Here is a 13,160-nt window from a genome sequence, read left to right as displayed (position 1 = left end):
AATATTGTGAAATTAACAATAAGAGCCAAGCTAACAACAATATTATGCCTCCCTTTGCTTATTATGGGGGGCTTCTTTATCACAAGCTTAATTGATACCAAAGAATCGGTTCTCGAAACAGAAAAGACAAACGTAAACAACAAAGTCGCACAACTGTTAAACGACAATTTAAAAGGCCAGGTTGATACTGTAACCCTCGCCCTTAGCGACTTTTATGAAGATACCAAAATCGATCACATTAAAGGTATACTGGCCTCAGAGATCACTGAATTTCACAGCACGTTCGAGACAATATATAACAACAGCGACTCAGTATCTGAAGCCGAAGACCGAATTCACACCTTCATTAACGAATACCGCTGGAATAATGGCCGCTACCTGCTGGCCTATGATGCGACATCAATAATCAACAAGGCCAACGGCATTAGTACCAGTATTATAGGCACCAGTTCCTATGATTCTACCGATAAAAAAGGCACCTATTACGCCCGAAATATCGTAAATGTCGCCAAAAACAATACAATTGGGTTCACCAGCTATTACTTTAACAACCCTGTCACCGGCAATATCGAAGAAAAGCTGACAGCCTCTTTTTACTTCGAGCCTTTAAACCTGGTTATCGCCACAGGTGAGTACATCAGCACACTGCGAAAAGATGAATTACAGGCTGCGCTTGATACCATCAGCTCAAGCAAATACGGCCAGAATGGCTACTTCTGGGTACAGGATAAAAACGGCAAAATTCTCGCCCATCCGAAAGCATCAATTATCGGAACTGTTATCCCTTCGACAACGAGCAAAATTGCTAATCAGCTCAACGGTCAGTCAGAAGCTTTTGTTAAAATTGCCTATGAGAACCCAACAACAAAACAGACCGAAAACAAAATGGTCTATGCCAGGAAGATCTTCCCTGAATGGGGCTGGACCATTGCCACTGGTACCTACGAGAGTGATGTCACCAATATTCAGGAAAATCTGACTAACGCAACAGCCGACATTTTCAACCAGAAAGTCTATATGAGCATTACAATAGCTGGCGTGCTCATGGTTATCGCACTGCTAACTGTCGGCTGGGCGATTAATGCCATTGTCAAAGGCCTGATTGTACTCAAACAGCGTATCGACACACTTTCAACCGGCGAAGCTGATCTGACATCTCGCCTAGATATCACTTCTCAAGACGAGCTTGGCGACATCAGTCACTCGGTTAATAACTTCATTGTCTACCTACAATCGATGCTGCTGGACATTTCGCAAGCCTCAAGCCATATCACCCACAGTATCGAGCAGCTCAATGTCCAATCAGAGCGTAATAATCAAGCCTTGATCAGCCACGCTTCCGAAACGGAACAAGTCGTCACCGCGGTGACAGAAATGAGTTCAACAGCTGAAACCGTTGCCCAAAGCGTGACAGAAACTGCGGCCAATACCCAAAAAGCGCATGATGTAGCCATGTCATCAAAAGACACAGTACTTGAAGCCTCGAACAGCGTCATTGCACTGGTTGACGAAGTGGATGCCGCGTCATCAAGCATCAATACGATGAACGAAAATACCCAGCAAATCGTTAGCGTGCTTGGCGTGATTGGTGATATTGCAGAACAGACGAACCTTCTTGCACTGAATGCAGCCATCGAAGCCGCTCGCGCCGGTGAACAGGGTCGCGGCTTTGCTGTCGTTGCCGATGAAGTGCGTTCGCTTGCAGCACGGACCCAAACCAGCACCGCAGAGATCAACGAGATTCTGACCAAACTGCGCCAGGATGCCACCAATGCTGTCTCGGCGATGGAGGTAACTCGAGCAAGCTGTGAACGAACAGCCGCCAATACGGCCAATGTCACTGACAGCCTGGATGCAATGACCAACTCGATCATCACCATCAACGATCTCAGCTCTCAGATTGCCACCGCATCTGAAGAACAAAGTTCGGTCACCGAAGAAGTCAGCCGCAATATGAACAATATCCGCGGCATGGTCAGCGAGCTCACCCAGAACGGACAGGCGACAGTAGACAGCACCCAGAACCTGGCCGCAGCCAACGCCCAGCTAAGTATGCTGGTCAGCAAATTCAAGCTGCAATAATCAGCACTTTGCCAAATAAATCAGCCCGCTATAAGGCGGGCTTTTTTATTCACGTCAACTTACATTGCTAATGTCAGTTGACGTTTCCATGAGCTATCTCTCACTTCCTGTCACAAAGAAAAAGTAAAATTTCATTTTTTCGATATAGCAATAATAATGTCAGAACTTACTCGAATGAGAGCAGGTGATACTTATAACTGCCTTGATAGTGAACTACAAAACCTTCGAGACGCAGCCACCACTGCCATTTTTAAATTCAATCATGAAATCGATGCAACTAAACGACAGCAGTTACTCACTAACATAGGAGTATCTTTGGACGATGGAAGCTATATTTCACCACCTTTCAACCTTAGTTACGGCTGTCACCTTTCAGTAGGTAAAAATAGCTATATCAATTGCGATGCAATTATCTTAGATAATGGTTGGGTGACAATTGGCTCAGGAGTAATGATTGGGCCTCGAGTCCAAATATATACCGCAGCCCACGCACTTGATGCAGAAAGACGCTTAGCAGGAGAAGAAACAGCCAAACCCGTTAAAATTGAGGATAAAGTCTGGATTGGCGGAGGTGCAATAATCTTACCCGGAGTCACTATTGGCAAAGAGGCCATCATAGGAGCAGGAGCGGTAGTAACCCGAGATGTAGCACCTAATGATCGAGTTGCCGGTAACCCCGCCCGCTCTCTCATCCACACTTAAATTTGAGTTTATTGCGGCAGCAAACCGCAATAAGCCCAATACCACCTAAAGCATATCCTCACTCGCAACAACAACACGGTTCTTGCCTTGGTCTTTGGCATGGTATAGCGCTTTATCAGCCGCTGTCAGCAGTTGTTCGAGGCTGGAAATATCGGAGGACAAATAAGAGACCCCCATACTGACAGAAAAGCCTACCGAGGTATTATCGGCCTTCACTCGCAACCTGGAGACATTATTGCAGATACGCTCAGCAATTCTGACAGCCTGTTGGATATCGGTGCTCGGCAACACCAGCACAAACTCCTCGCCTCCCCAACGGCCGATGAAATCACTTTTTCGGATGCTTTGCTTGCAACTGTCAGCGAATAGCTTCAATACTTCATCACCGACATGGTGGCCATATTGATCGTTAATCGACTTGAAGTTGTCAAAGTCAATCAATACACAGCACAAAGGGTTATTGAGCATCCGATCATGGGCAAATTGCTTTTCCAGAAGCTCCATAACGGCACGGCGGTTTAGCAGATTTGTCAGCCCATCATAATTGGCCCGATGTTCAAGCCGCTCACGCAGCAGCTGTTGTTCGGTAATATCCATCGCCGTTACCTGTACCACTTGTTCACCATTCCACTGAATGGGCCTCGACAGAAGGCTAAGCCACACCGTTGACCCGTTACAACGAATGCTCTGTGCCTCGGTTTTAATCGACTGCTGTTCTCCAATCAACAGCTTGTGGTTGTCTTTATGAGCCTGAAGGTGATGGCTCTTAGCAATTAACGGCAGTATCGACGGTTGATCCATTAATGCCTGTTCATCATCAAACCCCAGCATCTTGGCATAGGCCAGATTGCAAAATAACGGCTTGAAGTTCTTATGAACAAGGATGCCTTGAATTGAGCCATCAACCAACGCACGGTAACGCTCTTCACTGGCCTGTAACTGACGCTGAATTTCCACCTGCGGGCTCAGATCAATCAAGGTCACCTGCATCGCGGGTTGCCCTTGCCATTCAATGACATGATCTACCGTCAACACAATGATCTCATTACCTTCATTATCGATGTTCTTATAAGTACGCACACCTGGCTTGGTCTCTCCGGCCATCGTCGCCTCATAGGTCAGAATGGCATTATGCTGCTCATGGGGAACGATAAGATCCAGCAAGCTAGATAACGCAAGGATATCCTGGCCACATTCATAGCCAAAATAACGGGCATAATTATCGTCCGCATAAAGCGGCTTAAAACCCCGGTGAATAACAACACCATAGTGGGATTCAATGAATAATTGTTCGTTTAAGGCGGCATTAGGACTCACAGGCACATCGCTTATTAGTGTGTTCAAAAATGTAGGAATAAACTAAGGGAAGAAGACAGGCAATAGACTTTTTACTCTAACTCAGTAACAAAAAATAACACTTTCACGTGCTAGCTATATCATTCTCTATTATTGCCGTCGAATAATGGATACAAAACATCCAATATCGCTCCATAAAACGGATTCTTGCCTTATCCCTTATTAGCATCAATCTGCCATCAAAATACCTTAATGTTGAAGTTATTAAGTTGATCCCAAGCACACAAATTGGAACCGGAGTCACAATTATCGCCCCACCTAAAAGCAATCGTTTGCATGTATTATCCAATATTGCTTGCCAATTACTACTCCGCAACGGCTTTTTGTAGGCTATACGCTGGCTGTGCTGGTTGGCTCGAAAATTATTATGCTGGAAGCGATCAACATATTGTTCAGTGATAAAGTCAACTTTAGCGGCCCGCTAAACGGCGTCGTTGCCTTCTTCGCCTTTCTCAATACCGAAATATCAGTCAGCAAAATTAACTTTGCACTTAAAGACAAACCCAAAGATGCGACTGATGAATAAAAGTCACGTTATTGACACAACATAAAAAATCCCCAACCGATTGCTCGATTGGGGATTTTCATTGCTTGTTATATGACTAGATCGCTTTTTCTATCTTATGGCCTTTTGGTAGCTGGTGAGCGATACCTTTGTGACAGTCTATACAGGTTTTGCCTGCATCTTCTGCCTCGTTGTGGATCTTGGAGGCGACGGGCTTCTGGGTAGTGAGATCCATGTACTCGAAGTTATGACAGTTACGACATTCTTGCGAATCGTTGGCCTTCATCCTCTCCCACTCGCGTGAAGCCATCTCGAAACGATGCTCCTCAAACTTCTTGGGCGTATCGACGATACCAAACGCCTTGGCGTACAGCTCTTTACTGGCCTGGATCTTACGTACCATTTTCGGCACCCATTCTTTATCCAAATGGTCATTACTAAACGATTCTCTAAGAAAAACAAAATCGATAGCGTTAACAAAACGCTACAAAAACACAAAGACACATAAACAAAACATATAAATACAAGTGATCAGCATCACTATTCACAATCAACCAGTGTGACATGCACATCAATTCATAATTAAGGCTAATGTTTGAGGTGAATCGATAGACTAAGATGTAGTTTAATATTTCGTTTTGGGTTATTAATTCAACGTGGAAAACAGTCAAGAAGCAAATATCGAAGAGCTCGCAGAAATAAGAGAAGAAATCAGTTTTTGGCAAAAAGTCCAGAGTACAGCTCTTACCGTTGTTGCAATTATGCTGTCAATTGGTCAGTGGAATGATACCAAGGAAGTTGTAATCACTTCCTACGAAGGTATTAAAGCCATTTGGACCAATGAGGTAGAGTATGCTCGATTGAGCAAAATTAGCATTGGACATACTCTCGAATATGCTGAGTCTGAACTTGGTGTCGCACAAGCAATAAAACAATCAAAATTGAATCAAGATGTAACCTTTCGTTATTACAAGGATAATAAATATCTACTATCTTTGGCTGTAAAAAATGAACGAATTGTTGGTTTGTCACTTGTATCTCTCATAAAAGACTTTCAGGCTTCACTTCCTTATCACAACGGTGAAATAAATGATCTTTCACTCGTTCAATTGTTCGAACAGTCAGGGCCTTACTTCACTGATAGTGGAAATATAGATTATTATTTAGAAAGTCAAGAACTTGGCCGGAATGCCATGTTTTATTCACTATTAATCGGTATTGTAGATTACGGTGATATCCCACAATTGACTATCAGTAGCCTTAAATCGCTAAATAATGCCTTAAACCAAGGGAAAGAATCTTTGGAGAGTGAATTATCGGCAGTACGTATGCAACGTCCAAATGCATATGCCGTTACCGAGCTTTCTCCAGCAGTAATGGCTGAAAGCTATTTAACACGCTTTGAATATAACGCTTATTTTGCAAAGGGTTAATATAATGACGTATAACTTAAAAAAGGCGCTGTTTCTTGGAGTAGCTTTAACTTTATCTAGTTGTCAGTCAACGGCAATTCCCGAATGGGTTACACAACCTAACGTTGAGACTAATGAGCATTACTTTGTTGTCGGTCAAGGCCGAAATATTTTACAAGCTCAAAATAATGCCCTATCTCAAATTACTAAACGTTTATGGACACAAGTTGAATCATCAAGTTACTCACGTAATATTCTAAGACAAACTAACAGTGATGAGAATTTTCAAAGCCTCAACGACCTAAAAATAAAGACTAAAACGGCCCCAGTCATACTTAGCGGTGCACATTTCACTAAGAGTAAGAAAATTGATGAATATACGTATTACGTAGAAGCAAAAATATCCAAATCGGACATTGCTTACCAGTTAGAACGTGAACTAAATGAAATCGAAGCGGAAGCAAAACGCCAACTGCACGCATTAAGTTCAACAGACCCATTAGTTTGGTGGTTAAGAAATAGAAATGTCAATCAAGTACGTGCAAATGCACTAACTCGATCAACAATGTTAGCTGCAGTTTCTGAACAGCCTAGTCTTACATGGATGCCTGTAGTTAATGAGTTGCAAAGAAAAGTAGATGCAGTAAAGGCATCTACAGTCATTTATATAAAAGGTAGTAAGCGAGATAAATGGATGATTAAAATGCTTGCCAACCAATTAAGCCAGGAAGGTATTTCAACTACCTCTTCTCCTGCAACTCAATATTCACATGAAATAATTTTTGATACTGACTGGCGCCAACAATATTTGATGGAAGCTTACATCACAACAGTTAGTGCTAATTTACTCACTCGAAGCAAGAATAGCAGTGTATTAGGAAGTCACGAAGTTATTGCCACAGGTAACTCAGTATCAAGCTACAAAATGGCTCAGGAAGGGGCCGCTAGACATTTCTCACATCAGCTTGAAGAGCAAGGCGTGTGGGTGGCTCTAGGTATTAATTAAAATACTAATCTTCAGAGGACTTAGGTTAATGAAAAAGCAATTTGTTATGGCTGTACTTTCAGCTGCGATTTTAAGTGGTTGTGCTGTAAAAGAAGTGTGCCCCCCCAGTACACGTGTCAACATCCCAGTCAGTGAGGTCCCTGGTAACAGTAGTGATAAATATAGTGCTATCATACTTCCAGCTGAAGTTGAATTTGATGATAAAGCAGCGGTCCGAATTAGCAAGAAACTTACTTCTCTAATTGAAAATGAAGTTAGCAAAACGGGTACCAAAGTGGTTGATCGCTCATTAGCTAAAAAGTTGAAAGATGAAATCCGTTTAGCTGAATCAACGGGAAAATATAACTCTCATAAAGTTCCTGTTGCCGACTTTGCTATTATCACAGATGTCAACGGAGCAAACTTTAATCATTCATTTAAAGAGGCATATACTTGGGTCGATGATGAAGGGAAGAAACACTATGTTCCAGCATCATGTCGCTACTCTGCAGAAGTAACCGGTATTACCAAGATAGTGTCGATGCCATCTATGGAAACATTAGCGAGAATTGAACTAGATGGAGATGATAGTCAATCTCGGGATACACGAAATTCAAATTGTCCTTACACAAAAGAAGATTACAATAGCATGCTTACAGTAGCAGCTAAAAATGCGTTGACCCGTGCAGATCAAAAAATAAAAAATGCTTTAGCGCCAGTTGGTGTAGTTATGGAAATGCGTTCTTGTGATACTGCTGATATGGTTAAAGTATCAATCGGTTCGAAGCGCAATGTTGAACCAAAACAAACTGTTTTACTTACTTCGAGAGAGAAAGTAGATGATGGCGACGGTAATATTGAAATTGAGACTCGCCAATACGGTGACGGTTATGTTGTTGATAATAAAAATGATGCAATAAAAGCGAAATACTCTTGGGTTGTTATTGATAAAGAAATAGCCAAACAAGTACAAAAAGGAGATACCGCTAAGACAGATTTTAACGGCATATGTGATGGTAATGATTTTACCGAATATTTATGCAATACAGCAACCGAAACGGCAGATAAAATCTTCTAATAATAAGGAATAATGATGAATAAAACGTTGCTAATATTAGCTATAGCTGCTGGACTAGTAGGCTGTCAGAGTAATCAAACTCTCGAAGATGTAACACTAATGAACTGCACTTATCCTGATGCTCCTGAAGTCGAAGCGCCATACTGGATTTGTGATGTTATGCCTCAAGGTGTTGAAATAGGTGGAGTTGGTTACGCAAAGAAAAGTGTCGCAGGTATGAGTATCATGCGTGACATTGCAACAAACGATGCACGGAAACGTCTAGCACAGAACTTTGAAACCAATGTTAACAACTTATTTCAGCAGGCCGCTGAGTCAAATATTAAATCTACAAATGATTCTGTTGTTGAAGAAGTGGTTGAACAATTTAAATCAGTTTCCAAAAACGTAACTTCACGTACCTTAGTTAATAGCCGCGTTTTGCGTACGCAAACTAGTCCTGCCGGTGGTTTATACACTCTAGTAGGGATGGATAAAGCTACTTATGATGCCAATGTATCGAAGATAACTGCAACAGCAGGGGATCGTGAATCAGAATTGTGGCAAAAATTTAACAATAAGAAAGCAGCTGAAGAGTTGAAAGCAGCATTGAGCTCGTTAAGTACTCAGTAATCTGGTCAATAGAAGGCTGGGACTCCAGCCTTTCTTGGCTCAACTTAGTATGCACATCAGATATGCAACGTAATTTCACAAAGAAACAAAGCAATATCATTTAGCTTCTAAAAGGAACGGAAATAACTTGTATTTTTTCTTATTTCATTGATATTTCCATATATTAATTCACCTAACACCTATTAAAGAACGGTTTGTTAGGCTTTATTGTCAACATGTAAAAAGGACGTTTTATGAGAAAAGTACTTTCTTCCATGGTCGCTTTGGCATTAATGCCGACACCTGCACTTTCTGAAATTAATTTATATAAAGAGCTTGATCGTGAGGTCACTTACTTAAACCAATCACCAGGTCACAAGCAAAAAGATTTTGTGCAATGGATGGAAGCTTATCTATTAGAATATCAAAGTTGGCGAACAGCATATCTGGAAGAATTTGACCAATACCGAGCAGATATCATTGGTGAATGGGGTACTGGTGAAATATCGAAATCTTTAACTACAGTTAAATATTCTCAGAACAAACAGAGTAAGACGGTAGTGGATTATGATAATAATGAGATACGAGTAGCCGTACTTGTTGACGCATCACTGTCTGAAGAAGAGGCTAAGAAGAAACTTAATCTTAAACTATCTCAAGTTCTAGATGACAAGAAATCTTCAATAATAATTTCTGCTGGAATTGAAAATCCAGAAGAATTAGTAAATGGCAATGTTACTACAAAACCAATTGAGTATAGTAAAGATAATGAAAAAGATGCTCAGCAACTTATTATTTCTCAAACAAACTCTCAATTAAATGAACTAGACAAAGAAGCTGAACGTTTTATAGCTGATAATTCTCAAATGGAAGCAGCTATAGAAGAAGCCACTCATACACAGAAAAAGGCCTTGATTGCCAATGCCCAAAAACGTATCAACGCTTTGAATACTGTGTATGAAGAAAAAAGAAGTCAGCGAGACAATTCAGAACTTAAAGATAAGAAAGTAGTGGAGTATCGCGTTAGCCTTCCTAAAAACAGTCTAAGTAAGCGTGCTGGGAAATTTGTCAACTTGGCAGAAAAAGAAAGCCTAGAATGGAAGGTACCAGCTTCTCTTATTATGGCTATTATGCACTCAGAGTCTAGTTTTGATCCTAAGGCGAAATCCCTAGTTCCCGCTTACGGGTTAATGCAAATAGTCCCAACAACTGCCGGACACGATGTAAATAGAAAATTTCGCAGAATCGACAAACCAATGAGATCTTCTGAACTATATATCCCTGAAACGAATATTGAAACTGGTGCAGCTTATTTACACATCCTAGACACCCAGTATTTAAAACGAATTAACAACCCAGAAAGTCGCTTATATTGCACCATAGCTGCATATAATACTGGAGCTGGAAATGTAGCAAAAGCTTTTAATCCAAACGGTTCACGAAATATAACTAATGCCGCAGAGATAATTAATGAACTATCAGCAAGTGATGTTTATCAAAAGTTATTAGCAAACTTACCTTATGATGAAACAAAGCATTATCTAAAAAAGGTCACATCTCGAATAGAATTATATAAAGAAAAAGCCATTTAATTTCGACATAAAATGAGAGCTCATGTCCTAGAGCTCTCATTATTTATTTAAATTTAAACAGCAAGCCGACTAAAGTTAATCTGTAATAAAGCATACGACTAAAATCTTCATCTTAACCTATAGCTAAAAAATCAAAACTAAAATCCCCAACCGATTGCTCGATTGGGGGATTTTCATTGCTTGTTATATGACTAGATCGCTTTTTCTATCTTATGGCCTTTTGGTAGCTGGTGAGCGATACCTTTGTGACAGTCTATACAGGTTTTGCCTGCATCTTCTGCCTCGTTGTGGATCTTGGAGGCGACGGGCTTCTGGGTAGTGAGATCCATGTACTCGAAGTTATGACAGTTACGACATTCTTGCGAATCGTTGGCCTTCATCCTCTCCCACTCGCGTGAAGCCATCTCGAAACGATGCTCCTCAAACTTCTTGGGCGTATCGACGATACCAAACGCCTTGGCGTACAGCTCTTTACTGGCCTGGATCTTACGTACCATTTTCGGCACCCACTCTTTGGGCACATGACAATCAGGGCACGTCGCCCGAACGCCACTGCGGTTGTTGTAGTGAATGGTACCGACATATTCCTGATAGACGTTATTCTCCATTTCATGACAACTGATACAAAAGTCTTCCTGATTGGTCATTTCCATTGCGGTATTGAACCCGCCCCAGAACACAACCCCCACCACGATACCTACCGTCAGTATGCTTCCAATCGCGAAATGGCTCGGTTTTCTGAACCATATCCAGAAGCGCTGGATAAAGCCGGGTAGCTTAATTCCCATACAACCTCCTATTGGCCAAATTTACCGGCAGGCTGAAAGGTATTTTCAACCAATGGTGTCGCATCGACCTGGGTAACATGGCATTGCAGACAGAAGTAACGTCGTGGTGCCACATCACCCAGCATTTTGTTGTCACGGTCCATATAGTGGGTCGGGCTGACACGTGGTGCGCCCGATTTACGGTACTTGTCCACATCGTGGCATTCCAGGCAGCCATTATTGCTCGGATTAAGCTGTACCTGATCAGTGGAGTGCGGGATCAACGGAGGCTGGTTCACATAATCAAGTGCGAGACGATCCTGTTTTTTCGGCACTTGCTTAATCGCCTCAACCTCATTGCTCTCGCCAATGCCTTGATCGCCACGTAGCGAGGTAACCTCAGCGAATGCTGCTAAGCTAACAAATGCTGCAAGCAGTGCAGACACAACAAACTTACCCTTCATATTTGGCTCCAATTCTTGTTTTAAATTCCAATACCTTTTCGGAACAGACATCGATGCATCGCCCGCAGCTGATACAGTCCTGGCTCATCACCCGACGATCGCCCTCTTTAAGCGGCTGGCGCAGTATTTCGGGTTCGGGGCACACGTTGAAGCAGTCCATACACTTGTTGCATGCCTCGCGATTGGTGGCCGTTACCCGGAGCAGGCTCTTGCTGCCTATCACACCGTAAGTCGCGCCCAGCGGACACAAATGCCCACACCAGCCGTGTTCGACTAACAGCAGATCCAGCGCAAAAACCAACACGATCAGGATCCAGCTCGCCCCCATGCCGAAAATCAAACCACGGTGCAATGCGGCAACCGGATCAATCCAGCTCCACAGCACAGTGCCCGACACGGCACTCCCCAGCAGCAACACCGGCAGTAGCCAATAACGCAGACGAGACGACCAGTTGTAGCTGACCTTGAGCCCCAGTTTGCGCCGCAGCCATGCCGCCAGATCCGTCACCATGTTCAACGGACAAACCCAACCGCAAAATACCCGCGGTCCGATCACAGCGTAAAACACCACCACGATCAACGCGCCCAGCAAGGCCGTCAGCTCAGGCAAGTGCCCGGCGGCAATGGTTTGCAGCAAGATCAGCGGATCCGTCATCGGAATGGTGCCAAACAGGGTGCTTGATGACAGGTTGCCCCGCAGCACACCCAGCGTCGGACCAACCATAAACAAGCCGATGATCAGCAACTGACAGCTTCGGCGTAGCAACAAAAAGCGATGGGCCTTCCACCAGCCCAGCGTTTTCACTGCCGCCTTGCCGGCATCTTTGGCATGATTTTTCGCATTGCGTATAGCCATTACTGACCTCCCCCAGTGCCTTCAGGTTTGCGAACGGGCAGTGTCAGATCTTCCGGGACCAGGCTTTCACCTTGTCGGGCCTTTTCTTCCCAGCCCAACCGGTAATGCTGCCCCATCTGTCCTTTCGCCAACGCCGTCGGAACCACCTTTATCGCCGCTTCATCCAGCACACAGGCCTGTTCGCATTTACCACAACCGGTACAGACATCTGAGTGCACGGTAGGAATAAACTTGGCATGGTAACCCGTTCGCTGGTTGCGTACCGGCTCCAGGGTGATCGCCTCATCGATCAGCGGACAAACCCGGTGGCAGACATCACACCGCAATCCAAGCCAGTTCAGGCAAGTTTCATGGTCTATCAGCACTGCCGTACCCATTCTGGCGTCATCAATGTCCGTCAGGGCATGATCAAGGGCCCCACTCGGACAGTCGACAACACAAGGAATGTCTTCACACATCTCGCACGGTATATCCCGAGCCGTAAAATACGGCGTTCCGGTCGCGACCGGTGAGAGGAGTGTCGCCAGCTTCAAGGTGTCATAGGGACAGGCCTGAACACACAAGCCACAGCGCAGACAAGCCTGAAGGAAATCAGGTTCATCCAGCGCCCCCGGCGGACGGATTGGCACACCGACATCGGCCTGGCTTTGCCTAGACTGCAACCCCAATACCGTAGCCGCGGCACCGACGCCAACGGCTGTCCGTACAGCATCTCGCAAGAAACGCCGGCGGCTGTCTGAAGTTCTAAAGCGCGAAGTCTTCATCGCTCT

Annotated in this window: 13 protein-coding genes and 1 pseudogene; 8 read left to right on the top strand and 6 right to left on the bottom strand. The window is 43.7% G+C overall.

All coding sequences use genetic code 11. From position 1 onward, the window contains the following. Window positions 1-6: 6 nt before the first annotated feature. Both BIT28_RS20665 and BIT28_RS20660 read left to right on the top strand, forming a co-directional pair. Complete coding sequence (locus tag BIT28_RS20665; RefSeq protein ID WP_075766833.1) at window positions 7-2,082, top strand: methyl-accepting chemotaxis protein; 2,076 nt, start codon at window positions 7-9, stop codon at window positions 2,080-2,082. Window positions 2,083-2,238: 156 nt separating this feature from the next. Beyond that, on the top strand, window positions 2,239-2,784 hold the full coding sequence (locus tag BIT28_RS20660; RefSeq protein WP_075766832.1) for a sugar O-acetyltransferase: 546 nt from the start codon (window positions 2,239-2,241) through the stop codon (window positions 2,782-2,784). A gap of 45 nt (window positions 2,785-2,829) precedes the next feature. On the opposite strand, the gene BIT28_RS20655 is transcribed toward BIT28_RS20660, so the two are convergent. After that, window positions 2,830-4,101, bottom strand: a complete 1,272-nt coding sequence (locus BIT28_RS20655; RefSeq protein WP_075766831.1) for a sensor domain-containing diguanylate cyclase — start codon at window positions 4,099-4,101, stop codon at window positions 2,830-2,832. Window positions 4,102-4,483: 382 nt separating this feature from the next. Between BIT28_RS20655 and BIT28_RS20650 the strand changes: the two are divergent. Further along, window positions 4,484-4,666, top strand: a pseudogene (locus tag BIT28_RS20650) (hypothetical protein); the annotation flags it as partial. Between the two features lie 76 nt (window positions 4,667-4,742). On the opposite strand, the gene BIT28_RS20645 reads toward BIT28_RS20650, so the two are convergent. Beyond that, window positions 4,743-5,072 (bottom strand): NapC/NirT family cytochrome c, encoded by a 330-nt coding sequence (locus tag BIT28_RS20645; RefSeq protein WP_425439646.1) that lies wholly within the window; start codon window positions 5,070-5,072, stop codon window positions 4,743-4,745. 229 nt (window positions 5,073-5,301) lie between these two features. Here BIT28_RS20645 and BIT28_RS20640 point away from each other — a divergent pair, with 229 nt between their 5' ends. The 5 genes from BIT28_RS20640 (at window position 5,302) to BIT28_RS20620 (ending at window position 10,303) form a co-directional block, all read left to right on the top strand. After that, window positions 5,302-6,078, top strand: a complete 777-nt coding sequence (locus tag BIT28_RS20640) for an ETEC_3214 domain-containing protein (RefSeq protein WP_075766829.1) — start codon at window positions 5,302-5,304, stop codon at window positions 6,076-6,078. Between the two features lie 4 nt (window positions 6,079-6,082). Then, a complete protein-coding gene (locus BIT28_RS20635) occupies window positions 6,083-7,063 on the top strand; it encodes an LPP20 family lipoprotein (RefSeq protein ID WP_075766828.1) in 981 nt (326 codons plus the stop codon). 28 nt (window positions 7,064-7,091) lie between these two features. Beyond that, the gene (locus BIT28_RS20630) at window positions 7,092-8,120 is read left to right on the top strand and encodes a hypothetical protein (protein ID WP_075766827.1); all 1,029 of its coding nucleotides are present in this window, start codon (window positions 7,092-7,094) and stop codon (window positions 8,118-8,120) included. 15 nt (window positions 8,121-8,135) lie between these two features. Continuing rightward, a complete protein-coding gene (locus BIT28_RS20625; RefSeq protein ID WP_075766826.1) occupies window positions 8,136-8,732 on the top strand; it encodes an LPP20 family lipoprotein in 597 nt (198 codons plus the stop codon). 233 nt (window positions 8,733-8,965) lie between these two features. Further along, window positions 8,966-10,303 (top strand): transglycosylase SLT domain-containing protein, encoded by a 1,338-nt coding sequence (locus BIT28_RS20620; protein WP_075766825.1) that lies wholly within the window; start codon window positions 8,966-8,968, stop codon window positions 10,301-10,303. A 191-nt stretch (window positions 10,304-10,494) separates the two neighbouring features. Here the strand turns inward: BIT28_RS20620 and napC are convergent, their stop codons facing one another. The 4 genes from napC to napG are packed head-to-tail and all read right to left on the bottom strand — an operon-like array spanning window position 10,495 to window position 13,154. Further along, window positions 10,495-11,085, bottom strand: a complete 591-nt coding sequence (gene napC, locus BIT28_RS20615; protein ID WP_083652045.1) for a cytochrome c-type protein NapC — start codon at window positions 11,083-11,085, stop codon at window positions 10,495-10,497. Window positions 11,086-11,099: 14 nt separating this feature from the next. After that, on the bottom strand, window positions 11,100-11,534 hold the full coding sequence (locus BIT28_RS20610; RefSeq protein WP_075766823.1) for a nitrate reductase cytochrome c-type subunit: 435 nt from the start codon (window positions 11,532-11,534) through the stop codon (window positions 11,100-11,102). Continuing rightward, window positions 11,524-12,390 carry a quinol dehydrogenase ferredoxin subunit NapH gene (gene napH, locus BIT28_RS20605; RefSeq protein WP_075766822.1) on the bottom strand — a complete coding sequence of 289 codons (867 nt, stop codon included), beginning with the start codon at window positions 12,388-12,390 and terminating at the stop codon, window positions 11,524-11,526. The genes BIT28_RS20610 and napH overlap by 11 nt, the downstream gene beginning before the upstream one ends. After that, entirely contained in the window at window positions 12,390-13,154 is a 765-nt protein-coding gene (gene napG, locus BIT28_RS20600) for a ferredoxin-type protein NapG (RefSeq protein WP_075766821.1), read from the bottom strand. The genes napH and napG overlap by 1 nt, the downstream gene beginning before the upstream one ends. Window positions 13,155-13,160: the final 6 nt, after the last annotated feature.

It is taken from the genome of Photobacterium proteolyticum, assembly GCF_001939735.1.
In the GTDB taxonomy this organism is placed as follows: Bacteria; Pseudomonadota; Gammaproteobacteria; order Enterobacterales; family Vibrionaceae; genus Photobacterium; species Photobacterium proteolyticum.
This window is presented reverse-complemented; position numbering and strand designations above follow the sequence as displayed.

Excerpts from the sequence above, each read along its gene's own strand:
- BIT28_RS20660 (WP_075766832.1), top strand. The coding sequence starts at position 2,239 with ATGTCAGAACTTACTCGAATGAGAGCAGGTGATACTTATAACTGCCTT.
- BIT28_RS20635 (WP_075766828.1), top strand. The coding sequence starts at position 6,083 with ATGACGTATAACTTAAAAAAGGCGCTGTTTCTTGGAGTAGCTTTAACT.
- BIT28_RS20630 (WP_075766827.1), top strand. The coding sequence starts at position 7,092 with ATGAAAAAGCAATTTGTTATGGCTGTACTTTCAGCTGCGATTTTAAGT.
- BIT28_RS20625 (WP_075766826.1), top strand. The coding sequence starts at position 8,136 with ATGAATAAAACGTTGCTAATATTAGCTATAGCTGCTGGACTAGTAGGC.
- BIT28_RS20620 (WP_075766825.1), top strand. The coding sequence starts at position 8,966 with ATGAGAAAAGTACTTTCTTCCATGGTCGCTTTGGCATTAATGCCGACA.
- BIT28_RS20610 (WP_075766823.1), bottom strand. The coding sequence starts at position 11,534 with ATGAAGGGTAAGTTTGTTGTGTCTGCACTGCTTGCAGCATTTGTTAGC.
- napH (WP_075766822.1), bottom strand. The coding sequence starts at position 12,390 with ATGGCTATACGCAATGCGAAAAATCATGCCAAAGATGCCGGCAAGGCG.
- napG (WP_075766821.1), bottom strand. The coding sequence starts at position 13,154 with ATGAAGACTTCGCGCTTTAGAACTTCAGACAGCCGCCGGCGTTTCTTG.